The organism is Serratia sp. Tan611, assembly GCF_905188235.1.
Taxonomy (GTDB): domain Bacteria; phylum Pseudomonadota; class Gammaproteobacteria; order Enterobacterales; family Enterobacteriaceae; genus Serratia_B; species Serratia_B rhizosphaerae.
In genome coordinates this window covers 2,747,896-2,773,928 of the sequence record NZ_LR994655.1, presented here as the reverse complement: position 1 = coordinate 2,773,928, position 26,033 = coordinate 2,747,896, and the positions used below count along the sequence as shown (strand labels likewise).

The 26,033-nt window shown below is 54.4% G+C and carries 26 protein-coding genes; 12 read left to right on the top strand and 14 right to left on the bottom strand.

Annotated features, from left to right (window positions below; genetic code table 11):
• Nucleotides 1–2 precede the first annotated feature (2 nt).
• Nucleotides 3–1,124 (top strand): ribonuclease D, encoded by a 1,122-nt coding sequence (rnd, locus tag TAN611_RS13090; protein WP_203066549.1) that lies wholly within the window; start codon nucleotides 3–5, stop codon nucleotides 1,122–1,124.
• A 237-nt stretch (nucleotides 1,125–1,361) separates the two neighbouring features.
• On the opposite strand, the gene minE is transcribed toward rnd, so the two are convergent.
• Genes minE through minC form a run of 3 tightly spaced genes read right to left on the bottom strand, consistent with a single transcriptional unit; the run spans nucleotide 1,362 to nucleotide 3,173 of the window.
• Complete coding sequence (minE, locus tag TAN611_RS13085; RefSeq protein WP_105231386.1) at nucleotides 1,362–1,631, bottom strand: cell division topological specificity factor MinE; 270 nt, start codon at nucleotides 1,629–1,631, stop codon at nucleotides 1,362–1,364.
• 3 nt (nucleotides 1,632–1,634) lie between these two features.
• A complete protein-coding gene (gene minD / locus TAN611_RS13080) occupies nucleotides 1,635–2,447 on the bottom strand; it encodes a septum site-determining protein MinD (RefSeq protein WP_105231385.1) in 813 nt (270 codons plus the stop codon).
• A 24-nt stretch (nucleotides 2,448–2,471) separates the two neighbouring features.
• Complete coding sequence (gene minC / locus TAN611_RS13075) at nucleotides 2,472–3,173, bottom strand: septum site-determining protein MinC (protein WP_105231384.1); 702 nt, start codon at nucleotides 3,171–3,173, stop codon at nucleotides 2,472–2,474.
• A gap of 136 nt (nucleotides 3,174–3,309) precedes the next feature.
• Between minC and TAN611_RS13070 the strand changes: the two genes are divergently transcribed.
• The 4 genes from TAN611_RS13070 (at nucleotide 3,310) to TAN611_RS13055 (ending at nucleotide 6,109) form a co-directional block, all read left to right on the top strand.
• The gene (locus TAN611_RS13070) at nucleotides 3,310–3,579 is read left to right on the top strand and encodes a YcgL domain-containing protein (RefSeq protein ID WP_105231383.1); all 270 of its coding nucleotides are present in this window, start codon (nucleotides 3,310–3,312) and stop codon (nucleotides 3,577–3,579) included.
• A 59-nt stretch (nucleotides 3,580–3,638) separates the two neighbouring features.
• The gene (locus TAN611_RS13065; protein WP_203066548.1) at nucleotides 3,639–4,724 is read left to right on the top strand and encodes a lytic transglycosylase domain-containing protein; all 1,086 of its coding nucleotides are present in this window, start codon (nucleotides 3,639–3,641) and stop codon (nucleotides 4,722–4,724) included.
• A gap of 97 nt (nucleotides 4,725–4,821) precedes the next feature.
• Nucleotides 4,822–5,478, top strand: coding sequence for a fumarylacetoacetate hydrolase family protein (locus tag TAN611_RS13060; protein ID WP_105231381.1), 657 nt, complete (start codon nucleotides 4,822–4,824; stop codon nucleotides 5,476–5,478).
• A 184-nt stretch (nucleotides 5,479–5,662) separates the two neighbouring features.
• Nucleotides 5,663–6,109: a YcgN family cysteine cluster protein gene (locus TAN611_RS13055; protein WP_203066547.1), complete on the top strand. Its 447-nt coding sequence runs from the start codon at nucleotides 5,663–5,665 to the stop codon at nucleotides 6,107–6,109.
• Between the two features lie 41 nt (nucleotides 6,110–6,150).
• On the opposite strand, the gene TAN611_RS13050 is transcribed toward TAN611_RS13055, so the two are convergent.
• Entirely contained in the window at nucleotides 6,151–6,303 is a 153-nt protein-coding gene (locus TAN611_RS13050; RefSeq protein WP_203066546.1) for a hypothetical protein, read from the bottom strand.
• Between the two features lie 305 nt (nucleotides 6,304–6,608).
• On the opposite strand from TAN611_RS13050, the gene TAN611_RS13045 reads away from it, so the two are divergent.
• The gene (locus TAN611_RS13045) at nucleotides 6,609–6,746 is read left to right on the top strand and encodes a hypothetical protein (protein WP_203066545.1); all 138 of its coding nucleotides are present in this window, start codon (nucleotides 6,609–6,611) and stop codon (nucleotides 6,744–6,746) included.
• Nucleotides 6,747–6,865: 119 nt separating this feature from the next.
• Here TAN611_RS13045 and TAN611_RS13040 read toward each other — a convergent pair whose 3' ends face one another.
• From TAN611_RS13040 to nhaB, 4 genes are all read right to left on the bottom strand, one after another.
• Nucleotides 6,866–7,651, bottom strand: a complete 786-nt coding sequence (locus tag TAN611_RS13040; protein WP_238404468.1) for a radical SAM/SPASM domain-containing protein — start codon at nucleotides 7,649–7,651, stop codon at nucleotides 6,866–6,868.
• A gap of 241 nt (nucleotides 7,652–7,892) precedes the next feature.
• Entirely contained in the window at nucleotides 7,893–9,125 is a 1,233-nt protein-coding gene (locus TAN611_RS13035; RefSeq protein WP_238404467.1) for an O-antigen ligase, read from the bottom strand.
• A gap of 402 nt (nucleotides 9,126–9,527) precedes the next feature.
• The gene (gene dsbB / locus TAN611_RS13030; RefSeq protein ID WP_187044594.1) at nucleotides 9,528–10,040 is read right to left on the bottom strand and encodes a disulfide bond formation protein DsbB; all 513 of its coding nucleotides are present in this window, start codon (nucleotides 10,038–10,040) and stop codon (nucleotides 9,528–9,530) included.
• A 126-nt stretch (nucleotides 10,041–10,166) separates the two neighbouring features.
• On the bottom strand, nucleotides 10,167–11,738 hold the full coding sequence (gene nhaB / locus TAN611_RS13025; RefSeq protein ID WP_105231378.1) for a sodium/proton antiporter NhaB: 1,572 nt from the start codon (nucleotides 11,736–11,738) through the stop codon (nucleotides 10,167–10,169).
• A 238-nt stretch (nucleotides 11,739–11,976) separates the two neighbouring features.
• On the opposite strand from nhaB, the gene fadR reads away from it, so the two are divergent.
• Nucleotides 11,977–12,696, top strand: coding sequence for a fatty acid metabolism transcriptional regulator FadR (gene fadR / locus TAN611_RS13020; RefSeq protein WP_105231377.1), 720 nt, complete (start codon nucleotides 11,977–11,979; stop codon nucleotides 12,694–12,696).
• A 57-nt stretch (nucleotides 12,697–12,753) separates the two neighbouring features.
• On the opposite strand, the gene TAN611_RS13015 is transcribed toward fadR, so the two are convergent.
• Nucleotides 12,754–14,289 carry a SpoVR family protein gene (locus TAN611_RS13015; RefSeq protein ID WP_105231376.1) on the bottom strand — a complete coding sequence of 512 codons (1,536 nt, stop codon included), beginning with the start codon at nucleotides 14,287–14,289 and terminating at the stop codon, nucleotides 12,754–12,756.
• Between the two features lie 526 nt (nucleotides 14,290–14,815).
• Here TAN611_RS13015 and TAN611_RS13010 point away from each other — a divergent pair.
• Both TAN611_RS13010 and dadX read left to right on the top strand, forming a co-directional pair.
• Nucleotides 14,816–16,120 carry a D-amino acid dehydrogenase gene (locus TAN611_RS13010; protein ID WP_105231375.1) on the top strand — a complete coding sequence of 435 codons (1,305 nt, stop codon included), beginning with the start codon at nucleotides 14,816–14,818 and terminating at the stop codon, nucleotides 16,118–16,120.
• Between the two features lie 61 nt (nucleotides 16,121–16,181).
• Nucleotides 16,182–17,255 carry a catabolic alanine racemase DadX gene (dadX, locus tag TAN611_RS13005; protein ID WP_187044596.1) on the top strand — a complete coding sequence of 358 codons (1,074 nt, stop codon included), beginning with the start codon at nucleotides 16,182–16,184 and terminating at the stop codon, nucleotides 17,253–17,255.
• A 2-nt stretch (nucleotides 17,256–17,257) separates the two neighbouring features.
• Here the strand turns inward: dadX and TAN611_RS13000 are convergent, their stop codons facing one another.
• On the bottom strand, nucleotides 17,258–18,451 hold the full coding sequence (locus TAN611_RS13000; protein WP_160030893.1) for a multidrug effflux MFS transporter: 1,194 nt from the start codon (nucleotides 18,449–18,451) through the stop codon (nucleotides 17,258–17,260).
• 138 nt (nucleotides 18,452–18,589) lie between these two features.
• Nucleotides 18,590–19,156: a 3'-5' exonuclease gene (locus TAN611_RS12995; RefSeq protein WP_203066543.1), complete on the bottom strand. Its 567-nt coding sequence runs from the start codon at nucleotides 19,154–19,156 to the stop codon at nucleotides 18,590–18,592.
• A gap of 137 nt (nucleotides 19,157–19,293) precedes the next feature.
• On the opposite strand from TAN611_RS12995, the gene TAN611_RS12990 reads away from it, so the two are divergent.
• A complete protein-coding gene (locus TAN611_RS12990) occupies nucleotides 19,294–19,470 on the top strand; it encodes a hypothetical protein (RefSeq protein WP_172606275.1) in 177 nt (58 codons plus the stop codon).
• Nucleotides 19,471–19,715: 245 nt separating this feature from the next.
• On the top strand, nucleotides 19,716–21,833 hold the full coding sequence (locus tag TAN611_RS12985) for a TonB-dependent siderophore receptor (RefSeq protein ID WP_203066542.1): 2,118 nt from the start codon (nucleotides 19,716–19,718) through the stop codon (nucleotides 21,831–21,833).
• 53 nt (nucleotides 21,834–21,886) lie between these two features.
• Here the strand turns inward: TAN611_RS12985 and TAN611_RS12980 are convergent, their stop codons facing one another.
• Nucleotides 21,887–22,063 carry a GhoT/OrtT family toxin gene (locus tag TAN611_RS12980; RefSeq protein ID WP_105231371.1) on the bottom strand — a complete coding sequence of 59 codons (177 nt, stop codon included), beginning with the start codon at nucleotides 22,061–22,063 and terminating at the stop codon, nucleotides 21,887–21,889.
• A 239-nt stretch (nucleotides 22,064–22,302) separates the two neighbouring features.
• On the opposite strand from TAN611_RS12980, the gene TAN611_RS12975 reads away from it, so the two are divergent.
• A complete protein-coding gene (locus TAN611_RS12975) occupies nucleotides 22,303–22,464 on the top strand; it encodes a YqaE/Pmp3 family membrane protein (protein ID WP_072186051.1) in 162 nt (53 codons plus the stop codon).
• Nucleotides 22,465–22,508: 44 nt separating this feature from the next.
• Here TAN611_RS12975 and TAN611_RS12970 read toward each other — a convergent pair whose 3' ends face one another.
• Nucleotides 22,509–23,777, bottom strand: a complete 1,269-nt coding sequence (locus TAN611_RS12970; protein WP_111736978.1) for a YeaH/YhbH family protein — start codon at nucleotides 23,775–23,777, stop codon at nucleotides 22,509–22,511.
• A gap of 102 nt (nucleotides 23,778–23,879) precedes the next feature.
• Nucleotides 23,880–25,814 (bottom strand): protein kinase YeaG, encoded by a 1,935-nt coding sequence (gene yeaG / locus TAN611_RS12965; RefSeq protein WP_105233378.1) that lies wholly within the window; start codon nucleotides 25,812–25,814, stop codon nucleotides 23,880–23,882.
• Nucleotides 25,815–26,033: the final 219 nt, after the last annotated feature.

Below are 26,033 nucleotides of genomic sequence, written 5' to 3'. Positions count from 1 at the left end.
TTTTGAATTATACGTTGATCACTACCGATGCCGGATTGCAGCAGGTCTGCGAACAGGCCAGAACACATGCTCAAATCGCGCTTGATACCGAATTTGTCAGAACGCGCACCTATTACCCGCAGCTTGGCCTTATCCAGTTATACGATGGTGAACAACTCTCCCTGATTGACCCTTTGCCGATTACACAGTGGCAGCCGTTTATTGACCTGCTGAGCGACAAGGCCGTGGTGAAATATCTGCATGCCGGCAGCGAAGATCTTGAAGTATTCCTGAACGCTTTCCAAACCTTGCCGACGCCGCTGGTGGATACCCAGATCCTGGCGGCATTCACCGGTCGGCCGCTGTCGTGCGGGTTCGCCACGCTGGTTGCTGCCTATATGCAGGTCGAATTGGACAAAAGCGAATCGCGTACCGACTGGCTGGCCCGGCCGCTGACCGAGCGTCAGTGTCAGTATGCGGCGGCCGATGTGTTCTATCTGTTGCCGATGGCCGGCCAACTGGTGCAGGAAGTCGAGCTGGCCGGCTGGACCGATGCGGCGAGCAATGAGTGCCTGCTGCTGTGCCAACGCCGTAGCGAAACGCTGGCGCCGGAGCTGGCCTACCGCGAAATCAATAATGCCTGGCAGCTGCGCCCGCGCCAGCTGGGCTGTTTGCAAAAACTGGCCGCCTGGCGACTGCAGCAGGCGCGGCAACGCGATCTGGCGGTTAATTTTGTGGTGCGGGAAGAAAACCTGTGGGCGGTGGCGCGCCATATGCCGTCTTCAATGGGCGAGTTGGACGCACTGGGTCTGAGTGGCCCGGAGATCCGGTTCCACGGTAAAACGCTGCTGGCGCTGGTTGCTGAGGCTAACGCGCTGGATGAAGCCGAGCTGCCGGCACCGGTGGCCAATCTGGTAGAGCACCCGGGTTACAAAAAGGTCTTCAAGGATATCAAGGCGGCGATCGTTACCGTCAGTGAGCAAAGCGGTTTAAGCAGTGAACTGCTGGCATCGCGCCGGCAAATTAATCAGCTGCTGAATTGGCATTGGAAACTGAAAAACAGCGACTGCCAGCCGGAATTAATCAACGGGTGGCGTGCGGAGTTATTAGCCGAGCCGTTATTGGCAATCCTACAGGGTTATTAATAGAACAGAAGCGGATGCGGGGCAGGGGAAAAGGAAACTGCTCCGTTTATTGTGGGATGGATTTAATTTCAGATAATACTGGCGCCAGTATTAAGTTTAAATAACATTACCACCAGATTAATTGGGATTAATCTCAAACGGTAAAAATAGATATTTTGCTGTTTTCCCGTTCAATGTCTGGACGCATATACAGTATCCCCCTGCAAAAAATACAGGGGGATATTTATTGCGTCGCGATCATTTAGCGGCTTCTTCTGACTCCGGTAACGTGACGTTGAGTTCCAGTACCGAAATATCGTCTCCTTTCTGCTCAAACTGAAGGTGCAGCATGTCAGGGTCAATCTGAATGTACTTGCAGATGACCGCCAGGATGTCACGCTTCATATCGGGCAGGTACGGGGGTTCACTGTCTCCCCGACGACGCTCTGCGACGATAATTTGCAGCCGCTCCTTGGCTACAGTGGCTGTACTTTTTTTGCGGGACAGAAAGAAGTCTAACAAAGCCATGGTTTATCCCCCAAAAAGGCGTTTCAGGAAGCCCTTCTTCTCTTCTTCAATGAAGCGGAAGGGGCGTTCTTCTCCTAACAAGCGGTTAACGGTATCGTCATATGCCTTGCCGGCATCGGACTCGAGATCCAGAATCACAGGTTCACCCTGGTTGGATGCGCGCAGTACGGACTGGTCTTCCGGGATAACCCCGACCAGAGGAATGCGCAAAATTTCCAGCACGTCTTCCATGCTCAGCATGTCGCCGCGGCTGACGCGGCCCGGATTGTAACGGGTCAGCAGCAGGTGCTCCTTGATCGGGTCCTTGCCTTGTTCGGCGCGGCGCGATTTGGAGGACAGAATGCCGAGAATACGGTCGGAGTCGCGTACCGAAGACACTTCCGGGTTGGTGGTGATGATGGCTTCATCCGCGAAGTACAGCGCCATCAGCGCACCGGTTTCAATACCGGCTGGTGAGTCGCACACCACGAAGTCAAAGTCCATCTTGCCAAGTTCGTTGAGCACTTTCTCAACGCCCTCGCGGGTCAGCGCGTCTTTATCGCGCGTTTGAGATGCGGGCAGAATGTAGAGGTTTTCGGTGCGTTTGTCTTTGATTAACGCCTGGTTCAGCGTGGCATCACCCTGAATTACGTTAACGAAGTCATAAACCACGCGACGCTCACAGCCCATAATCAAGTCAAGGTTACGCAGACCGATATCGAAGTCGATAACGACGGTTTTCTTGCCTTGTTTGGCCAGACCGGTCGCGATGGCTGCGCTCGAGGTGGTTTTACCAACCCCCCCTTTACCCGATGTAACAACAATAATGCGTGCCATGAAGTGGTTCCTTGTCAAAAGGGCTCAATTTAAAGGTTGTATGGTTAAAGCGTTATCCAACAGGCTGAGTCGTACTGCCTGCCCGAACGAGTCGGACGGGATCTGGTCGCTCAACCAGTACTGCCCTGCGATAGAGACTAGCTCAGCGGCCAGATGCGTGCAAAAAATCTGACATGAGGCATCGCCGGATGCGCCAGCCAGCGCACGACCGCGCATCATGCCGTAGATGTGAATATTGCCGTCGGCAATCACTTCTGCACCGGCGCTGACGCTGCTGGTTACGATTAAATCGCAGTTACGGGCATAAATCTGTTGGCCGGAACGGACAGGCGTGCTGATGACGCGTGTTTTGGCGGGAGCGTTGTCGGCTGCCGGCTCGGGAGCCGGAGCCGGCACCTCGGCAGCGGCCACTTTGTGGCCTTTTCCTTCACTCAGCAACGGCAGACCGGCACGGGCAACCGCCCGTTTTTGCCGCTCATCTTTGCAACCGCTGATGCCAACCACCCGCAGACCTGCCGCTGCGACCGCCTGTTGGAGTTCTTTCCAGTTTGCGTCGCCGTTAAGCGCTGCAATGTTGATAACAACAGGGGCGTTTTTCAAAAAAGCGGGAGCTTGTTCCACTTTTTCTTGCAACGCCTCGCGAATTACCTCGGGTTCCGAATTATGCAAATGAACAACCGATAGGGTAAAACTGCTGCCTTTTAGCTCAATTGGCGATTGTGACATCTATCCTGACTCAGTTTCAGCAACTTTAAATCCCCGGAATTCCACTCGGGGTGCGATATTCCGATGTACTAGAAGCATGTTATAGTCAGAGTTATATCCAGGCAAGACACTGCCCCAATTAAATAGAGTTAAAAATATGCTTTGTGTGATCTATAGAAGTTCAAAACGCGATCAAACTTATCTTTATGTCGAAAAAAAAGACGACTTCTCGCGCGTGCCGGAGGATTTGCTGAAAAGTTTTGGCGCGCCGCAGTTCGCTATGTTGCTTAATCTTGATGAACGGAAAAGATTAGCCAATGCGAATATTGACAAGGTGAGAGAGGCCCTGAAGGAAGAAGGGTTTTATCTGCAGGTGCCGCCGCCGGTTGAGAATTTATTGAGCCAGCATTTGGGCGGCGGGAAATAATTGTCGTCTGCCCCGCATGTTGAGCGGGGCGGAATTGAGTTGCAGAAAAGGACACCGCGATGAGATTGTCGACCACGGCTTTGACACTGACGGCTTTGATACTGGCCGGCTGTGCCGGCCATAAGAACCAGGCGCTAGCGGCGCCAACCGCCATGCCGCCTGCGTCGGGAGGGATGCTGAAGCCTGCGGCCGGCAGTCCCGGAGCGCCGGCTGCGAATACGCTGGCCGCTACCGGTCGCGATCCGGCGCAGTTTCCCGCCTATGTTGAACAACTTAAAAGTCAGGCATTAGCGCAGGGACTGAGCCGGAAAACGGTCGACAGCGCTTTTGCCAATATCCATTTTGTCGATAGGGTGATTAAATCCGATCGCAATCAGCTGGAAAAGAAGATCACCCTGGACGTTTATCTGCAGCGCGTGCTGTCGGCCAGTAAAACGCGGCAGGGGCGCGAGATGATGCGTAAATACCAGCCGCAGCTGGCACGGGCGACGGCGCGTTACGGCGTGCCGGAACGCTATATCGTGGCGCTGTGGGCGATGGAAAGTCATTTCGGCAAGATTCAGGGTAAGGAAGACGTGGTTTCCGCGCTGGCGACGCTGGCGTTTGAAGGGCGCAGAGAGGCGTTTTTCCGCAAGCAGCTGATGGCGGCGTTGCAGATTATTGAGCAGGGACACGTGACGGCCGGACAGTTGACAGGCTCCTGGGCGGGTGCGATGGGGCAAAGCCAGTTTATGCCCAGCTCATTCTTGACCTATGGCGCTGACGGCGATGGCGATGGACGCATTGATATCTGGAACAATGTCGATGATGTTTTTGCCTCGACGGCCAATTACCTGTCGACAGAAGGTTGGCAGGCAGGCAGCAGCTGGGGGCGTGAAGTCAAACTGCCGGCAGGCTTCAGCGCTGCCGATCTGGGGCTGAAAACCCGCGGACGCACGGTTAATCAGTGGGCGGCAATGGGCGTCACGCAGCCTGACGGCGCCGCGCTGCCGGATGCTACGCTGCGCAGCTGGGTCATTACGCCGGACGATGCGCAGGGGCGAGCGTTCCTGGTGTATGATAATTTCCGTACCATCATGCACTGGAACCGTTCATATTATTTTGCCATCAGCGTGGGTATGATGGCGGATGCCGTTGGCCAATAAGCCGCACCGGCGGGCCGTCAGCGATACGGCGCTACTGTAACGACAACGGGCCTGGCCTGCGGGCTGAGCCCCTACATGATTTGTAGGGAGAAACGGAATGTATCAACATCGAGACTGGCAGGGGGCATTGCTGGATTTTCCGGTAAGCAAAGTGGTGTGTGTCGGCAGCAATTATGCCGATCACATCAAGGAGATGGGCAGCGCCAAATCCGCCGAGCCGGTGCTGTTTATCAAACCTGAAACCGCATTGTGTGATATCCGCCAGCCGGTGGCGATCCCGAAAGATCTTGGCGCGGTGCACCACGAGGTTGAACTGGCGGTGCTGATCGGTACGCCGCTGAAACAGGCCAATGAGGATCGCGTGGCGCGGGCGATCGCCGGCTACGGCGTGGCGCTGGATCTGACGCTGCGTGATTTGCAGGCGGGGTTCAAGAAAGCCGGCCAGCCGTGGGAAAAGGCCAAAGGCTTCGATGGCTCTTGCCCTCTCTCCGGTTTTATTCCGGTCGCCGAGTTTGGCGACGCGCAAAATGCTGAACTGACGCTGAATGTTAACGGCGAGATCCGCCAGCAGGGCAATACGCGCGATATGATCACACCGATCCTGCCGCTGATCGCCTACATGAGCCGTTTCTTCACGCTGCGCGCCGGCGATATCATTCTCACCGGCACGCCGCAGGGCGTCGGGCCGATGGCCTCGGGCGATATGCTGACAATCTCCCTGAACGACAAGACGCTGACCACGCGCGTGATCTGATCCTACGGCCGTCGTGTAAAAACGGCGGCAAGGCTTGCATCTGCAGGCTAAAATGTCTATATAGTGCCCCTCGCAGTCTGTATGCAGGCTAACATTCATTTACTCATCCTTAATCGCCGATCGTGCGGCTCGGGCAAGCATGCCGGGCTGGCTGAGGTATTAAGGGGTTATACCGGATTTCAACATGTCACAACGTCCTTTTTGGCGGAGCAAAACGCTGGCGGAAATGTCAGAAGAAGAGTGGGAATCGCTGTGCGACGGTTGTGGGCAGTGCTGTCTGAATAAGCTGATCGACGAAGATACCGACGAAATCTACTTTACCAACGTTGCCTGCAACCAGCTGAATATTAAATCCTGCCAGTGTCGCAACTATGAACGACGCTTCGAACTGGAAGAAGACTGCATCAAACTGACGCGGGAAAATCTGGTGACTTTCGACTGGCTGCCGCCAACCTGCGCCTATCGTCTGATCGGCGAAGGCAAGCCTCTATACCCTTGGCACCCGCTGATCAGCGGTTCAAAGGCAGCGATGCACGGTGAGCGTATTACCGTACGCCATATTGCCGTGCGCGAGAGTGAGGTGGTGGATTGGCAGGACCATATCCTCAATAAACCGGATTGGGCGCGCTAAGCAGAGTCATAACATCAACCCCGCTACGGCGGGGTTTTTTGTCAGTGTAGTTTGATACGAGAACTGTGTACCGGCTCTTCAGCGATCACCTCATAACGGCTTCTGCTGCGTCGCATGACATCACCCGATTTGGAAAACAGCAGGGTGGTGAGAATGATACAGACCACCACCAAGGCAATTTCAATTCTGTTCATAGTATCTGTTGCTGGATAACCAAGCGTTCAGGACTCGATGGCGGGCAAATGCCGATTCCCTCTGTAAGGTAAGGGACATTTTGCCGTGCCGGCGGAAACGATGGCGCAACATACCCGGCTAGTTGACAAGAGTAAATACTTTACAACAACGCGGGGAATATGATTGTTGGTGTAAAAAATGTACAAACCATTAACCAGTCTTATTAATAATGTTTCATTTTATGTGTGGCTATTGAAGTGGAGGACATAGTTGCCTAAGTTTTAAAGGCGTGTTTATTGTGGGTAGTTACAAGGAGAAGTGAAGTATGGCTGATGATAAACGTCTTAATCTGCTGGAAAAAATAGCTATCGTGATGTTTGCGGCATTGGTTGCCTATTTTGCGCTAACGCTTGGTCTGTCGCTCTCGGGTCTGGAACATTCGTGGCCCTATCCGATGAGATAAATGCAAACGTTTTTACCAGGGAAACATATAATAAATAAAGTTATACCTCATTGTTTGCGCAGCAGACGACCGTATTCACCGCATTACAGGGGAGCCTGCAATACGGTGAGAGCATAAGACTAGGTCTCATTAAGCGCGCATTTTCTACACATTGGCAGCGTGAATTTTCCTTGTCGCACTTCTTTGCGCAGCCGGCGAAAATCATCGCTGTGCCAGATATCCAGCAGGCTCTGCTCTTTTACGTTACCGAAGCTGTGCGTAATGTGGTAATCGTTGGTGCAAACCACTTCGCCGGTATAGGTAATGGAAATTTCATCCGAGACATAATGGCAATGCTTCATTTTCCGCTCTTTTTTGGGTTTAACCGTGCCACCTCGGTTAAACAACGTCAACCCGTCGAGCGATCGAATCTTGATTTCCCCGTGTTTGACATAGTTGCTATCCACCATGTTGGTTAACTTCTTCGGCAGGTTCTTCGTGTGTTTAGTCACCAAAAAACCGCTGACGCCGGCCTGCATGCACTTGTCGTATAGTTCTTTATCTAACAATAATCCGTTGGTGTGGATAATAATTTCGGCATTCGGCAGTTTTTTCCGTGCATAGGCCATCAGCTCAGGTAGTCGTTGATCCAGCAACGGTTCGCCAAAGAAGTGGGGTGAAATTCGCCCTTTATAATTTATTGACGACAGATCATCAATTGCCTTTTTGAAAACATCCTCTGGCATATAATTAACCCCGCGCCCACCATTAAATGAGGTAGGGCAGTAGCTGCATTTGAGGTTACACTGCGAATTTATTTCAAAATCGAGAGCAGTAAAGATGTCTCTATTTTTATAGCCGTAAGTCAGTACTTTATTAAATGCGTTATACCATCCTCGTAGCGTAGGTTTAACCGGTTCAGGCATGTTTTGTGCCATCAGTCGGTAGAATGAATTAAGTACTAGAGGTAACCTCATAACATTTTCCCGCCATTGCTAAAAATTTTAGGTATAGCAGATGGGGTGAGGAAATCCAGGCAGCAAATACGCAAAGAGACAGAAGACTGGACGAGGGGGTGGTATTTCTTGTTAGATTGCTTGATGTTATTTTTCTGTTAGGATTTTTCCTAAATAAAACATGGGCGCAGTGCGCCCATGTTTCAATGAGTTATGAATCGCCGCGTTTATATAGCGTATGGAATTTAGCCGTCATAAACAAAATAGATCCCCCCGATGCGCCGAATAGCAGTGGGTTAACCGAACCGGAAAACAGCCACATTGCCAAGAAGATGAGTGGCATAATAAATGTGAAGGTGCCGCTGCTTTCTTTGGATACGGCCTTCAGGCAGGTGAAGGCGATCAGCAGTAGCAGGCCGGCGCAGCCAATGATGCCGAGGGACATCAACATTGATAGCGTCTGGCTTTCATAAAGGTACTTCGTGGTTTCTGAACGCAGGGCGTTCGGAATGTAGTAACCGATACCATGGCCGAAAATAGGCATTTCCATAAATGAGTTATAGAGAGATCTATTTTGCCATTCACGGTAGGAGTCTGATACCGAGTTGTTGGTGTTATTACCGAAGCGCGTTTCGATAACTTTGAACAGCATATCCCCGACTGGCGTGAATATAATAATAAATGACAGGATAATTGCTGTAATTATGCTGATTTTAAATATTTTAGAGGCCTTGGCTTCAATGAAAATGGCAGCAAATACCATGAACAATGTCTCAGCCCAAAAGGCACGCGACAGTGTCAGGATCATGGATATCATTAAGAGCACAAAGGTGATCGATGTCTTTAACTTATTGTCTTCGTTATGAATCAGCTCACGGGTGACAAAGTATAAAAAGAATGGCACTGCGGAATCCAACGGGATTTGCAGACGGGCAAGGACCGTATCCTCAACGCCCAGCGACATCATCTGTATATTCCATGTGTCACGTAACCAAGAGATAATATCGTTAACGCTGATGCCTGCAACAACGGAAAGAACGATAATAAATATCTTGGCAATGGCGACATAAACAAAACAGTATTTTAAAGTGCGGTATATCAGTGTTCTGTTGTTCTCGCTGATGTCACTGCTGGCGAGAAGAAATACGGCAACCACAATCGCCAGGAAAATATCCCTGGTCTGGCCGATTATGTTGCCAAATTCATTACCCATGATAATGGAGTAGATATCTGCAGCCAACAGAAAGAGAATAAATGGGACCAGCTTTAAAATTGAGCGCTGCAGCATCTCCTTGCGTGTGAGCATATATAATGCCATGCTGACAATGATCAACGGGCTTCTCAATGCCATCAGATAGATTGACATCTTGATATAAATTGACTTGCTTATCTTCATATTTCCTTGCCAACCTGAATTTTGATTAACATATACTGTTTTTGCCATGAATTTTTAAGATTATCGCTATTCACAGTGAGAGCCTACATGGTGACGTGGCATCTCGCTATAGCCGAACGTCATGCGAGCTGACGTGACTGACGGCACATTTTCGGAAGCAACCATAGCATTATGACTGAGCGTAACATGACAGGGAAAGTTGTTTTTATTCACTTGGTTAACCTATTGACGGTGTGAGCATCGTCGGAGCTCAGGTTGATCATCATGGTATTCTGGCATTCAACAATAATTGTTTCACGCTTTTTGCTGCAATTTAGAGTTTTCCGACTGATGGGTAATGAATGGCGCATAATCAGAAAAATTACGCTAAAACGTGCTGTATTGATACGAAAAAAGGCGCCGTCAGGCGCCTTTCAGATTGATACCGATACGTTTTACTCTGCGTCAGCTTTACTGACGTGAACGCACTACCTGGCTGAGCAGCACGATCGCGGCGACCAGCAGGTAGGCGGCGAAGATGCCGACCAGCCACTGCGGCATTTCCAGCGTCAGGAACTGCCATTGGCGCACCGAACAGTCGCCGGAGGCATGAAATACGGCCGGCATCCACTTGTCCAGCGGCAGCCAGGAAGGGAAACTGACGAAAAAGTCGCAGGTATTGAACGGTGAAGGGTGTAGCATAATCATGGTGTGCTTCCACGCCAGCTGCAGCCCTTCCCAGGCGCTGTAGATCCACAGCAGGATGGCGGCGTAGCGCAGTGGCGTTTTCGGTGCCATTGCCCCTAACAGAGAGGCGCCCAGAATGCCAAACAGCGCGCAGCGCTCATAAATACACATCACACAAGGTTGCAGCAGCATAACGTGCTGGAAATAGAGCGCAGTCAGTTCCAGCGCCAGCGCGGTGATAGCCATCAACAGCCAGGCGCGGCGTCCTTGTGAGCAGCGCTTAAAGAATCGCAACATATTTTGAGTCTTCCATGCAGTAAGCAATTGAACCGGCAGTGTAAACCACAATTCAACCGTGTTGCCAGCCATCAAAGACCCTTTTCGAGGTAACAAAGTATGGCTGGCAACGTCACGGGGGCTGAATCAGTGCCCCGCAGCCTCCAGATGCGGCAGCGTGAGCCAGTGCCACTGCGTCAGCAGGTCGGTCACGGGCGCCAGGGTAAACTCAACGCACAGCAGCCCGACCAGCGCCAGAACGATGGTATATGGCAGTGCCATCCAGACCATACGTCCATAGGAAAGGCGCACCAGCGGGGCGATCGCCGAGGTCAGCAGAAACAGAAACGCCGCCTGTCCGTTTGGCGTAGCGACCGAAGGCAGGTTGGTGCCGGTGTTGATCGCCACCGCCAGCATTTCAAACTGCTTCAGCGAGATGGCGCCGCTGGTGAGGGCGGCTTTGGCTTCGTTGATATAGACCGTGCCGACAAAGACGTTATCGGAAACCGCCGACAGCAAGCCGTTAAACACGTAGAACAGCATCAGCTGCGCCGACGGCTCGGCCTGCAGCACAAACGCGATAACCGGGCTAAACAGATGCTGTTCGATGATTACGGCCACCACGGTGAAAAATACCGTCAGCAGGGCGGTGAACGGCAGGGCTTCCTGGAAGGCCTTGCCGATGGCATGTTCGTCGGTTACGCCGCACAGTGAGGTGGCGAGAATAATGACCGACAGGCCAATCAGACCGACCTCCGCCAGATGTAGAGCCAACGCCGCCACCAGCCAGATGCCGATCAGCGCCTGCACCACCAGTTTGACTTTTTCCTGGCGGTTGCGCTTGGCGCTGGCCTGGCGGTCAAACTCGGTCAATACTTCGCGCACGCGCTCAGGCAGTTGCGCACCATAGCCGAAAACGCCAAAGCGCTCCACCAGCAGACACACCACCAGGCCGCATACAAAGACCGGCAGGGTAACCGGCGCCATACGCAGGAAGAAATCAATAAAGCCCCAGCCGGCGCTTTTGGCGATAATCAGGTTCTGCGGTTCGCCGACCATGGTCATCACGCCACCGAGCGCGGTGCCGACGCCAGCGTGCATCAGCAGGCTGCGCAGAAAGGCGCGGAACTGTTCCAGCGTCTGTTTGCGGTCATCGCCGTCGATGCCGCTGTCGTCGTTCACGTTATGCGCATCTTCCGGCTGGTTGGAGGCGACATTGTGGTAGATAGAATAAAAACCGCTGGCGACGCTGATTACCACGGCGACGACCGTCAGGGCGTCAAGAAACGCCGAGAGCACCGCCGCAGCCAGACAGAACGCCAGCGACAGCAGCATTTTGGAGCGGATGTTCAGCAGCAGCTTGGTAAATACGAACAGCAGCAGCTGTTTCATAAAGTAGATGCCGGCCACCATAAAGATCAGCAGCAGCAGCACTTCAATATTGTTGGCGATCTCTTCACCGACGTGCGCCGGGCTGGTCATGCCGATAGCTACCGCCTCCAGCGCCAGCAGGCCGCCGGGCTGTAGCGGGTAGCACTTGAGCGCCATCGCCAGGGTGAAGATGAATTCCGCGACCAGCAGCCAGCCGGCAGCGAAGGGGCTTATCAGGAAAAAGACCAGCGGATTGATAACCAAAAATATCAGGATGGTTAATTTATACCAGTCAGGGGATTGGCCGAGAAAATTTTTCACAACGGCGCTGCGTGTTGTCATTTCCATATATGTCTTACTACCTTGAAGAAAAATTGTTGCTACCCTACCAACGCCGGCGGTTGCGATGCAACTGCGGCAGAAATTTCAACCTAAAATTCATGGGTTTCGCCGTTTTCGGCTGTTTTTTGCCAGGTTATGCACACTTTCGTTTATAGTTTCCCGCTCGCACTATGTCATACCAGCATGATCTGGTATGATCAGCGGACTACTATTACTGATATCGTTGCAACGGAACGTCAAACACATGGTCATTAAGGCACAGAGTCCAGCCGGTTTTGCGGAAGAGTACATTATTGAAAGTATTTGGAATAATCGCTTCCCTCCTGGCTCTATTTTGCCCGCGGAGCGTGAGCTATCTGAACTGATAGGTGTCACGCGCACCACGTTACGCGAGGTTTTACAGCGTTTGGCGCGAGATGGCTGGCTGACGATTCAGCACGGCAAGCCGACCAAAGTGAATAACTTTTGGGAAACATCCGGCCTCAACATTCTGGAAACGCTGGCGCGCCTCGATCATAACAGCGTCCCGCAGTTGATCGATAATTTATTGTCGGTGCGCACCAATATTGCCTCTATCTTTATCCGCTCTGCGGTGCGTAACCACCCTGAGGAAGCGCAGGCCGTCCTGGCGAAGGCGTCGGAGGTTGAAGATCAGGCCGAGGCGTTCAATACGCTGGATTATGAAATTTTCCGCGGTTTGGCCTTCGTGTCCGGCAACCCGATTTACGGGCTGATTTTCAACGGTCTGAAAGGGCTGTATACCCGCGTTGGCCGTTACTACTTCTCCAACCCGGAAGCGCGCAAGCTGGCGCGTTCGTTCTACAGTAAGCTGTCGATGCTGTGCCATGAGAAAATGTACGACCAGGTGATGGATACCGTGCGTAATTATGGCAAGGAGAGCGGCGCGATCTGGCAAAGCATGCAAGGTACCATGCCGAGCGATCTGACCGAAGCGCGCCGTTAACGGCGGCGTCGCGTTGGTAAAAAACAAGGGCGCATCATGCGCCCTTTTTGCTGCGTGTTACAGCGCGCTGGGGCGCGGAGGGCAGCGTTCCAGCAGTTCGACGCTGCCGTCTTCGTTTTGCTGTTCCAGAATCACGTCGAACCCCCACAGCCGGTACACATGTTTCATCACCTCGCGGCGGCTTTTATCCAGCGGCGCGCGTTCCTGCGGCACATAGCGTAGCGTCAATGAACGATCGCCGCGCAGATCAACGTTCCAGACCTGGATGTTGGGTTCGTGATTGCTCAGGTTGTACTGTGCCGACAGCTCTTGGCGAATCGCCCGATATCCCGCCTCATTGTGGATGGCCGAAATCTCCAGATAGTTGTTGCGGTCGTCATCCAGCACGGTGAACAGGCGGAAGTCGCGCATCAGTTTCGGCGACAGGAACTGGCTGATAAAGCTTTCGTCCTTAAAGTCGCGCATGGCGAAATGCAGCGTTTCCAGCCAGTCTTTGCCGGCAAAATCCGGGAACCAGTAGCGATCTTCTTCCGTTGGCGACTGACAGATGCGCTTGATATCCTGGAACATGGCGAAGCCCAGCGCATACGGGTTAATGCCGTTGTAATAGGGGCTGTTGTAAGGCGGCTGATACACCACGTTGGTGTGGCTGTGCAGGAACTCCAGCATAAAGCGCTCGCTGACGCGGCCCTCGTCATACAGATGGTTGAGTATGGTGTAATGCCAGAAGGTGGCCCAGCCTTCGTTCATCACCTGCGTCTGCTTTTGCGGGTAGAAATACTGGCTGACCTTGCGCACAATGCGCAGGATTTCCCGTTGCCACGGCTCCAGCAGCGGGGCGTTTTTTTCCATAAAGTAGAGAATATTTTCCTGCGGCTCGCTGGGGTAACGACGTTCTTGCTCCGGCGCGTCTTCGCGTTCGACGCGTGGCAGCGTTTTCCACAGCGAGTTCACCTGGCTTTGCAGATACTCCTCCCGGCTCTTCTGACGCGCTTTCTCTTCCTGCAGTGAAATTTTTTGCGGACGTTTATAGCGGTCCACGCCGTAGTTCATCAGCGCGTGGCAGGAATCCAACAGTTTCTCTACCTCTTCTACGCCGTAGCGCTCTTCACATTCGCTGATGTAATGGCGGGCGAACAGTAGGTAATCGACGATCGAACTGGCGTCGGTCCAGCTGCGAAACAGGTAGTTGTTCTTGAAGAATGAGTTGTGCCCGTAGCAGGCGTGCGCCATCACCAGCGCCTGCATGGTGATGGTGTTCTCTTCCATCAGGTAAGCAATACAAGGATTGGAGTTGATGACGATCTCATAGGCCAGCCCCTGCTGCCCATGTTTGTAGAGCTGTTCGGTTTCGATAAATTTTTTACCGAATGACCAGTGCGTATAGTTAATCGGCATCCCGACGCTGGAATACGCATCCATCATCTGCTCAGAGGTGATGACCTCAATTTGGTGCGGATAGGTATCCAGTTTGTAATGTTTGGCGACGCGGTCAATCTGCTCCAGATAGACCTGCAGCAACTCAAACGTCCAGTCTGGTCCATCGCTCAGACGTTTTTCATCCATAATTTGATCATGTGTTGAAGTTGTCATCAGCGCACCCTCGTTTTGTACGGGCCAGGCTCATTACGGCGGCCCTTAATCAATCGTAGCTCAAAAAAGAACGGGGCGAGGGGGTTATAAAGCCTAAAAATTCAACGTCCTGTCTGAACTTAACGGGAGGAGCGGATAGCGGGTGAGTTTTTTCTGCTGTTTTGCCGCCGATGTGGCCTCGCAGGATATGTTGATGTTTTGCGTGTTTTGTAGATTAATATTTTGTTTTGTATGGCAGGGTTGATTTTATATTCTGTTAACAACCTGTTGCACATGAGGGCGATTTTTAGTGACTTCAATGCAGTCATTGATTGCATGAGGGGGCGCTATTCTCTCCAGAAACCGGCTTTCACCGCAGGTTATCGCTATTTAAATCCGCCTATTGCAAAAGGAAGCGGCTTGAACGATAAATTAATTGTGAAATCTGTCACGATTAAAAACTAATTTGTTGGATGGTTTTTTCTACTGAGTTAATTTGCCGTCAACAGAAGATTATGCTTTGTTAAACCTCGGGCTGGAGTCAGTGATGCGAGTTTTGATTTTAGGTAGTGGAGTGGTTGGCGTAGCCAGCGCCTGGTATCTGGCGAAAGCCGGGCATGAAGTGACGGTGGTTGATCGTCAGCCAGGGCCGGCGCTGGAAACCAGCGCCGCCAACGCCGGTCAGATCTCGCCGGGTTATGCTGCGCCATGGGCCGCGCCCGGCGTGCCTCTGAAGGCCATCAAATGGATGTTCCAACGCCATGCGCCGCTGGCTATCCGCCTGGACGGCACCGGCTTTCAGATCAACTGGATGTGGCAGATGCTGAAAAACTGCAATACGTCCCATTATGCCACCAACAAAGGGCGGATGGTGCGTCTGGCGGAGTACAGCCGCGACTGCATCAAGGCGTTGCGTCAGGACACCGGTATCGAATACGAAGGGCGTCAGCGTGGCACGTTGCAACTGTTCCGTTCGCAGCAGCAGTTTGAGAATGCGGCGAAAGATATTGCGGTATTGGAAGACGCCGGCGTGCCTTACAAACTGCTGGAGTCCAGCCAGTTGGCCACGGCGGAGCCGGCTTTGGCGCAGGTGGCGCACAAGCTGACCGGCGGTCTGCAACTGCCGAATGATGAAACCGGTGATTGCCAGCTGTTTACCCAGCGCCTGGCCAAAATGGCGGAGCAGGCGGGCGTGACCTTCCTGTATGACCAGCACGTCGATCGCCTGCTGGTGGATGGCGATAAAATTACCGGCGTGCAGTGCGGCGGGCAGACTTTGACGGCGGACAGTTATGTGGTGGCCTTCGGTTCCTATTCGACCGCGCTGCTGCGCGGGCTGGTGGCGATCCCCGTTTATCCGCTGAAAGGCTACTCGCTGACCATCCCGATTACCGATGAGACGGCGGCGCCGTACTCAACGGTGCTGGATGAAACCTATAAAGTCGCTATTACCCGCTTTGACCAGCGCATTCGCGTTGGCGGTATGGCGGAAATCGTCGGCTTTAATACCGAACTGGAGCAGAAGCGACGCGAGACGCTGGAGATGGTGGTGCGCGATCTGTACCCCAACGGCGGCCGGGTTGAACAGGCTACGTTCTGGACCGGACTGCGGCCGATGACGCCGGACGGTACGCCGATTGTCGGCCGCACCTCATTGAAGAACCTGTACCTCAATACCGGCCACGGCACGCTGGGGTGGACGATGGCCTGCGGTTCCGGCCAGTTGCTTGCCGACCTGATCTCCGGCATCACGCCGGCGATCCCATTTGACGATCTCTCCGTGGCGCGTTACAGCGGTGGTGTGACCCATTCGCGGCGTGCACCGTTGAACGACGTGCATCCGGCGCGTTAATCCTCATCGCCGGCCGCAGCGGCAGACTGCGGCCGGCGTCAAACCGGCTGAAGGAGAGCCCATGCCCCGCCCAATTACCGCAACGCTGCACCTGGCGGCGTTCGACAACAATTTACAGGTTATCCGCCGCCATGCGCCCGCTGCGAAAGTTTGGTCGGTGGTGAAGGCTAATGCCTATGGCCACGGTATTAAACACGTCTGGCGCAGCCTGGCGAATACCGATGGCTTTGCGTTACTGGATCTGGCGGAGGCGGTGCTGCTGCGTGAATCCGGTTGGCAAGGGCCGATCCTGCTGCTGGAGGGGTTCTTTCAGCCGCAGGACCTGGCGCTGATTGACCGTTATCAGTTGACCACCGCCGTACACAGCGACTGGCAGCTGGCGGCGATCGCCGAGGCACGGCTCGCGGCGCCGCTGAATATTTATCTGAAGCTGAATAGCGGCATGAACCGGCTGGGCTTTGCGCCCGAGCGGATACGCAGCGTCTGGCAACGGGCGCAGGGCATCGCCAATATCGGCGCTATGACGCTGATGAGCCACTTCGCGACTGCCGATGATGCGCGTGGCGTAGCGCAGCAAATGACGACCATTGATCGCGCGGCGGCGGAACTGCCGCTGCCGCGCTGTCTGGCCAATTCGGCGGCGACGCTGTGGCATCCGGATACGCACGGCAGTTGGGTGCGGCCGGGCATTATCTTGTACGGCGCATCGCCGAGCGGCAACTCGGCGGATATTGCCGCGACGGGGCTACAGGCGACGATGTCATTGCGCAGTGAGATTATCGCGGTGCAGACGCTAAAATCCGGCGACAGCGTCGGCTATGGCTGGCGCTATACCGCCAGCGCCGTACAGCGGATCGGTATTGTCGCCTGCGGCTATGCCGACGGTTATCCGCGCCATGCGCAGAGCGGCACGCCTATCTGGGTTGACGGCGTATTGACGCGCACCGTAGGTACGGTATCGATGGATATGCTGGCGGTGGATCTGACGCCGTGCCCGCAGGCGGCTATCGGTGCTGAGGTGGAATTGTGGGGGCGGCATTTGCCGGTGGATGACGTGGCCGCCGCAGCCGGTACCCTGGGGTACGAGCTGCTGACGGCATTGACGCCGCGGGTGCCGGTGGAAGCCGGCGCATAAGCTCAGCCGATCCGGTTTAACTGTCCCTTTAATTGTTTACTGCGCTGCCGGGCGTGCAGCGCCAGTAAACAGCCCGCCGCCATCACCAGCGCCAGCGCCATTTTCGGCTGCAGAGGCAGCGCCATCGCCAGCAGTCCCAGCGCAGCGCCGCCGGCCATCTGTACGAAACCGACCAGCGCCGAGGCTACTCCGGCCTCGTTGGAATACGGCTCCAGCGCATAGCTGGTGGCCGGGCCCATCACAAACGCCAGCCCGGCGCAGCCGATGGCAACCGGCAGCATATAGGCCAGCCAGTGGGTTTGCGCATCGGCCGTCAGGAAGGTGATATCAAACAGCAGGGCAAGGCATCCCAGCCCCATCAGCACGCCGCCGGTTGCCAGACAAAAAGGCCGGCCGACCTTGCGAATCACCCGGTTGGCGAAGAAGCTCACCAGCATAATCCAGAAACCGTTGGCGCCGAACGCCAGGGAAAATTGCAGCGGCGTCAGGCCAGCGGTACCCATCAGCACATTAGGCGCCAGCGACACGTAGGTGAGCGCCATGCCCATGGCCCCGGCATTGACCACGGCGAAAGAGAGAAAGCGTGACTGACGCAGGATCTGTGCGTACTGGCGTACGGGGAGCCCTTTGACCGGCCGCGTATCTGCCGGTCGGGTTTCCGGCAGACGCAGAGCGATCAGCACGAAGACCAGCAGCGCGTAGCCGACCAGGAACCAGAAAGGGGCGCGCCAGCCAAACGCTTCCGCCAGTAATCCGCCCAACAGCGGCGCCAGCGCCGGGATAATATTCAGCGTACCGTTGAGGAAACCAAAGGCGCGCGCGGCATCGTCGCCGTTCATACGGTCGCGCACGCCGCTAAACGCCACTACGGCGGTGCAGCATACCGCGATGCCCTGCAGCAGGCGTGAGGCGATAAACAGCGTCGGGCTGTTGGCCAGCGCGGCCATGGCGGCGCCGATCATATACAGGATAATGCCGGCCAGCGCGACCGGCTTGCGTCCGTAGTTGTCGACCAGCGGCCCGGCGACGATCTGCCCCAGTCCTAGCACCAGAATAAACAGCGAAATGGTGGATTGGATCACCGCTTCGCTGCTGTTCAGGCCCAGCGCGATGGCCGGTATCGCCGGCAGATAGAGGTCGATGCCTAACGGGCCCAGCAAGACCAGACTCAGCAGGAGAAGGAGAAATTTTTGCATAATGAAAAATAGCACATCCAAGTGACAAAGTGGCTTAGGGTAGTGCCTTCGCAGTGAAATGGAAAGGGCGGTGCGCCAGGTTGTTATACAGAGAGAGCGGCAGGCGCGATACCGGCAGCGGAACAGCGCCTGTCCGGATCAGGGCAGCAGTGCGGCATCGTGGCGGAAATAGCAGTTGGCCACCACGTCGGCGACATATCTGGCCTGATGCTTGGCATCGTCCAGCGCCCTGTGTGGCGTACCTTCAAACGGCCGTGCCTTTTTGGGGGTAAAGCCGTGCAGCTCTGCCAGCGTCACCAGGGTGCGGACATCCTGCGTGTGCCAAAACTTCCACGGGCAGGGCATCGTCAGTTGCTGGAAGGCGTGCTCCAGGATGGCGCAGTCAAACTCTTTGCCGTTGCCCCAGACTTTTACCGTGTCGCTGCTGTGCATATGAATAAAGCGGCTCAGGTTGGTCAGCACGCGTTTTAAGCTGTCGCTGCCGCCAAAGGCCAATTTACGCGCCTCATCGGATTGCCTGGCCCACCAGGCGACGGTGTCCAGGCTTATTGTCCTGCCGTCTTGCTCCTTCTGCGGGCTGACGGCCGCTTCAAATTCCTCGCCCAACTGACCGGTTTTGGGATCGAAAAATACGGCGGCAACCACCAGAATGACCGCGCTTGGCTTCACATCCAGCGTTTCTATATCCAACATCACATGGTGCATCAGGTTTCTCTGCTCGCCAAAAGAGAGTGACAGGATACTACAAAGCCGGCATTGCCGCGCAGCGTCAATTCCAGGCAGGCGAAAAAGGGCGAATCACGGTATGATACGCATAGGTTTTGTTGAAGGTGGCTGCCGGAGTGAGAACGCTGATCTTTATTTGTTGCATGTTGGGGTATGCGCTGGTGCTGGGGTATCTGGGCACCTTTGTGGCAGACAAAGTCTGCGAAGGTTACAGCAACTACAGCAAAATCTGCCGCATGGTGGATATCTCTGAACCACATATCTCCAAAACGCCGCCACATCCGGCGAAGTAATCGCCTGCCTTTTGTTCCTCACCTTGATTTTACTGCGATAGTCCTCGTAATTTTCTGATAGCAAACGCCAGGCGTACTTGAACTCCCTACCTGTAAAAGATAATAATTATCATTGTTATTATCTTTACCAATATTTTCATTTTCTTAACACCAGCGCACCGCATCACGTTCTGACCAGACTGTCATCGAAATTGTCTTGTCTTGTTGCGGTGTACATTTTACGGCTTCCAATAGGAATTACGGCTATGTCTGGGATTTTTCCTGTCAAACGCTCCCGTCTGTTATGCGCTATTGCCCTGTTTTTACCGCTGTCCTCCTGGGCGGAGGATACGCTACTGGTGACCGCCAAGCCGGCGGACACGGCGGATTCGGCAACTCATGGTTATACCGCCGGCACCAGCCAGGGGGCGACAAAAACCGACCGACCGCTGATTTTAACCGGGCAGGCGGTATCGGTGGTGACGCGTCAGCAGATGACCGACCAAAATGCCTTAACGGTCAATGATGCGTTGAAGTATACGCCGGGTGTGTTCACCAACTTTGCCGGCGGGGCGACGCGTTATGACACCATTGCGCTGCGGGGCTTTCACGGCGGCGATGTGAATAACACTTTTCTGGACGGGCTGAGGCTGCTGAGCGACAGCGGCAGTTACAACGCATTGCAGGTTGATCCCTGGTTCCTGGAGCGGGTTGACGTGATTAAAGGGCCGTCTTCGGTAATGTACGGCCAAAGCATTCCTGGCGGTCTGGTGGCCTTGACCAGTAAGCGGCCGCAGTTTGCCACCGAAGGGCACCTCACCCTGACGGGCGGCAATCACCATACCCAGGGCGGCGCGTTTGACGTGACCGGTGCGCTGTCGGATCAATGGGCATACCGCCTGACGGGCATGACGCGCAGCAGCGATACCATGTATGACCACCAACGTGAAGAACGCTACGCGATTGCGCCGTCGCTGTTATGGCAACCGAGTGAAGATACCTCGCTGTTGCTGAAGGCCTACCTGCAAAAAGATCCGTCCGGCGGCTATCACAGCGCGGTGCCGGCGGACGGCAGCCTGTATGCCAGCCAGGGCGACAAGCTGGGGCGCGGGTTCTTTGACGGCGACAGCCGCCATAACGTATTCAAGCGTTGGGAGCAGATCTACAGCTATGCCTTCTCGCACCGGTTTAATGACGTCTGGACGTTCCGCCAAAACGCCAGCTACACCCATTCGAACGTCGAGTTGGAGCAGGTGTATCAGGCGGGCTGGAATGAAGAGCATACCTTGCTGAATCGCTATTACAGCGGATCCAGCACCTCACTGGACGCCTATGCCGTGGATAACCAGCTGGAAGCCGAGTTCGCCACCGGTCCGTTGGACCATAAAGTGTTGCTGGGGCTGGACTACCAGCGCTTCCGCAATAATCTGTGGGATGAAAGCGGCGGAGCGTCACCGTTGAATCCCTATACCGGCGTAGCGGGGGAGCCGTTGCTGACCGACGTGGTGCGCACCGACTCGCGCCGTCACTATCAGCAGACCGGCGTCTACCTGCAGGATGAGATCGCCTTGAACAACTGGTATCTCAACCTGGCCGGCCGTTACGATCGCCTGGAGAGTAAAAATACCAATCTGACCACCGACAGCACCGATTCGCGTAACGATCACCACTTCAGCGGTCGCGCCTCGCTGCTGTATCACTTCGACAGCGGCTTCTCGCCGTACGCCAGCTACAGCTCGGCGATCACCCCAGAGGCGCTGGCGGATAATGACGGCCATATGCTGAAACCCAGCACCAGCAAGCAGTATGAGGTCGGCCTGAAGTATCAGCCGCCGGGCAGCACATCGTTGTACAGCGTGTCGCTGTATGACCTCACGCAAAAGGACGTGGCGAACCGGGTGGTGCAGCAAAGTTATTATGAACCTGCCGGTAAGGTGCATTCGCAGGGGATTGAGCTGGAAGCGCGTTCCCAGGTGACCGATCGCCTTAATGTGATTGCGGGTTACACCTATAACAAGGTGAAATTTAAAGACGCCATCGACGGCAATAACGGCAATACGCCATATTTGGCGCCGAACCAAATGGCGACGCTGTGGGGACAATATGATGCGGGCTACGGGCTGAATCTTGGCGCGGGCGTGCGTTATATCGGCAAGCAGTGGGCGGATAATGAAAATACCCAACGCATTCCGTCCGTGACCTTGCTGGACGCATCAGTACGTATGAACCTGGCGCAGGTGGCGCCGAGCCTGAAAGGGGCGTACGTACAGCTGAACGTCAATAATCTGGCGGACAGAAAGTATGTCGCGGCCTGTTACGGCACCAGCTATTGCTATTGGGGGCAGGAACGTAGCGTGGTCGCGACGGTCGGTTACGACTTCTGATTGGGCATCGCCGCGCCGGCATGGATGAACGGCGCGGCGATCTCGGCGGGTGCTCAGAACAGGGAAAACATGAGCACGACCGGTAAACTGAGCGGCCAGGTGAGGCCGATGGTGAGGGCGCTGAGACAGCGAATTTTAATCGTATCCCGGCTGACCAGATAAGTAAAAACCACAGAGAATAAAAAGCCAAACAAATAAAAATATTGTGTTGCAACCCACAGCGACGACATGAAACCCATTCCAGTAATATTTCTCAGCGCGCATTTTAGGAGTATCGCCACGTATAATCAACGACCAGCGCCGACTAATCATGGCGCGCGTTATTCCCTAGGGTCATATATCCCTATAAACAACAAGCTATCACCAGGCGTAAGACTACGCCGAAAAAGAGATACAGTGCTGATAACTTTTTGAAAATATTAAGCAGATATAATATGTTGGCAGGGAACAAGCACATTGAGGAGGCATTATGGGCTTTTGGCGTATCGTATTTACCATCCTTATACCGCCACTGGGCGTGCTGCTGGGCAAAGGATTAGGCGGCGCATTTATTTTGAATATTATTCTGACGTTGCTGGGATATTTCCCGGGCCTGATTCATGCGTTTTGGGTGCAGACCAAAGATTCCTGATGGAAGAGGAGGGCCGGGGAATACCCGGCCCTGAGAGACGGCCTTCAGGCGGTTTGGGTGTGGAACAGCTCGCGGAATACCGGATAGATATCGTCCGGTTCACGAATATGCTGCATGGCAAAGTTGTCGAACCTGGCCTGTAAGTTTTCATATTCACGCCACAGAGTTTGATGCGCCCGGCGGGTAATTTCGATATAGCTGTAGTAGCGCACGATCGGCAGCAGTTTTTTCGCCAGCAACTCATGGCACAGCGGGGAGTCATCGGCCCAGTTGTCGCCGTCCGACGCCTGCGCCGCGTAGATGTTCCACTGCGCCGGGTTGTAACGCTCCTCCACCACTTCGCTCATCAGCTTCAGCGCGCTGGAAACGATGGTGCCGCCGGTTTCCTGCGAGTAGAAGAACTCTTGCTCGTCGACTTCTTTGGCCTGCGTATGGTGGCGGATATACACCACCTCGACGTTTTTGTAGGTACGGCTAAGGAACAGATAGAGCAGGATATAAAAACGCTTGGCCATATCTTTCGTCGCCTGATCCATTGAACCAGAAACGTCCATCAGGCAGAACATCACCGCCTGGCTGGATGGCTCCGGACGGCGTTCATAATTCTTGTAGCGTAAATCGAAAGTATCGATAAAGGGAACGCGTTCGATTTTCTGCCGCAGTTCGGCAATCTCTTTACGTAGCCGCTCCTCTTCCAGCAGTTGCACCGGTTCGGTATTTTCCATGGTGGTCAGTTGCTCTTCCAACTGACGCAGTTCGCGGCGTTTGCCGGCGGTCATTGCCGTACGCCGCGCCAGCGAGTTTTGCAGGGAGCGTACGATACTGATGTTGGCGGGCACGCCGTTGGCGGTGAAGCCGGCGCGATGGGTTTTGAATTCGGTGAGCTGTTTGTACTCATTTTTTTTCAGGTTCGGCAGCGCCAAATCTTCAAACAGCAGGTCGAGATATTCGTCTTTGGAGATCTGGAAAACGAAATCATCCTGACCTTCACCGTCCTGGCTGGCGTTGCCCTGACTGCTGCCGCCGCCACCGCCGCCCTGTGGCCGTTCGACGCGATCGTTCTGTACGAAATGATCGTTACCGGGGTGGACGCGATGGCGCGTGCCGCCGCGCCCCTGATGAAACATCGGTTCGTTGATATCGGCGTTGGGAATCGATACGGATTCGCCACTGTCTATGTCGGTGACCGAACGCTTGTTGATGGCCTCGGCGATCGACTGTTTAATTTGCGACTTGTAGCGGCGCAAAAAGCGCTGGCGATTCACCATGCTTTTGTTTTTGCCGTTCAGCCGTCGATCAATGAAATAAGCCATAGTTCCCCCAACCATTGCCAACTTTCTATGCCCTGGCGCCCGCGAACCGCAGCCCGCGGGCTTATTAAGGCATCCCTCTACGACGTCACTCGCAGCGCGTTATCAGGAGGATTTTCTGACCCGCAGATACCATTCGCACAGTAAACGCACCTGCTTACGGGTATAGCCTTTTTCCATCATGCGATCGACAAAGTCGTCGTGTTTCTTCTGCTCGTCCGTGGAGGTTTTCGCGTTAAAGGAGATGACCGGCAGCAGTTCTTCGGTATTCGAGAACATTTTCTTCTCGATAACCGTGCGCAGCTTCTCATAACTGGTCCAGTTAGGATTGCGGCCATTGTTGTTTGCCCGGGCGCGCAGCACGAAGTTGACGATTTCGTTGCGGAAATCCTTCGGATTGCTGATGCCGGCAGGTTTTTCAATTTTCTCCAGTTCGGCGTTAAGGGATTCACGGTCAAACAGCTGGCCGGTATCCGGATCGCGGTATTCCTGATCCTGAATCCAGAAGTCCGCATAGGTCACGTAGCGGTCGAAAATATTCTGACCATACTCGGAGTAGGACTCCAGATAGGCGGTCTGGATCTCTTTGCCGATAAACTCGGCGTATTTCGGGATCAGATAACCTTTCAGATGCTCCAGGTATTTTTCCGCCAGATCCTGCGGGAACTGTTCGCGTTCTATCTGCTGTTCCAGCACGTAGAACAGGTGCACCGGGTTGGCCGCCACTTCGGTATGATCGAAGTTGAACACGCGTGACAAAATTTTGAAGGCGAAGCGGGTCGACAGGCCGTTCATCCCTTCGTCCACGCCGGCATAGTCGCGGTATTCCTGATACGACTTGGCCTTCGGATCGGTATCTTTCAGGCTTTCACCGTCGTAAACGCGCATTTTTGAGTAGAGGCTGGAGTTTTCCGGCTCTTTCAGCCGTGACAGCACGGTAAAGCGCGCCAGCGTTTCCAGCGTGCCCGGCGCGCACGGCGCGTGGGTCAGTTCACTGTGATCGAGCAGTTTGTCGTAGATTTTTATCTCTTCCGACACCCGCAGGCAGTACGGCACCTTGACGATATAGACACGGTCAAGGAAGGCTTCGTTGTTTTTGTTGTTGCGGAACGTCACCCATTCCGATTCGTTGGAGTGGGCCAGAATAATGCCGTTAAACGGCAGGGCGGAGATGCCCTCGGTACCGTTATAGTTACCTTCCTGCGTGGCGGTCAGCAGCGGGTGCAGCACCTTGATCGGCGCCTTGAACATCTCGACGAACTCCATCAGCCCTTGGTTGGCCCGGCACAGGGCGCCGGAATAACCGTAGGCGTCGGGATCGTTCTGCGCGTGGTTTTCCAGTTTACGGATGTCCACTTTACCGACCAGAGCGGAAATGTCCTGGTTGTTTTCATCGCCGGGTTCAGTTTTGGCGATGGCGATCTGTTCGAGAATCGACGGACGCACTTTCACCACTTTGAACTTGGTGATGTCGCCGCCAAATTCATTGAGGCGTTTCGCCGCCCATGGCGACATAATGGTGCCCAGGTAGCGGCGCGGAATGTTGTACTCTTTTTCCAGGATGCCGGCGTCTTCCTGCGGGTTGAACAGGCACAGCGGATGATCATTGACCGGGCTGCGTTCGCCGTTGGCGCTTAGCGTATAGATAGGCACCAGCTGCATCAGTGCTTTCAGCCGTTCGGCCAGCGAGGATTTACCGCCGCCGACCGGCCCCAGCAGATACAGGATCTGTTTTTTCTCTTCCAGGCCCTGTGCGGCGTGTTTCAGGTAAGAGACGATCTGCTCGATAGCCTCCTCCATACCGTAGAACTCTTCAAAGGCCGGATAGCGCGCGATCACGCGGTTGGAGAACAGGCGCGACATGCGGGACTCAAGCGCGGTGTCGACCATGACCGGTTCACCGATAGCCATCAGCAGACGTTCCGCGGCATTGGCGTAGGCACTGCGATCTTCCCGGCAAATGGTAAGAAATTCCTGCAGTGTGAACTCTTCGTCCTTGGCAGCTTCATAGCGCTGGCGATAGTGGTCAAATATGTTCATGGCGATGCCCGTCCTTTCGTTATTAGCACAGGTTAAAGGGAGCAGGTGATAGACCCGTTGGGATTGAGACTGTGGCCGTAGCGCCGCAACTCAATAACATTGAGTACCCATTCCGGCCCCCGAAAGAAGAAGTTAAAACCTGAGTACAGCAACCCGTATGCCAACCTGTTGCGCTTATTATCGCGAGTTGCGCTGTATTGCCACTGGGCTCAGGGTAAT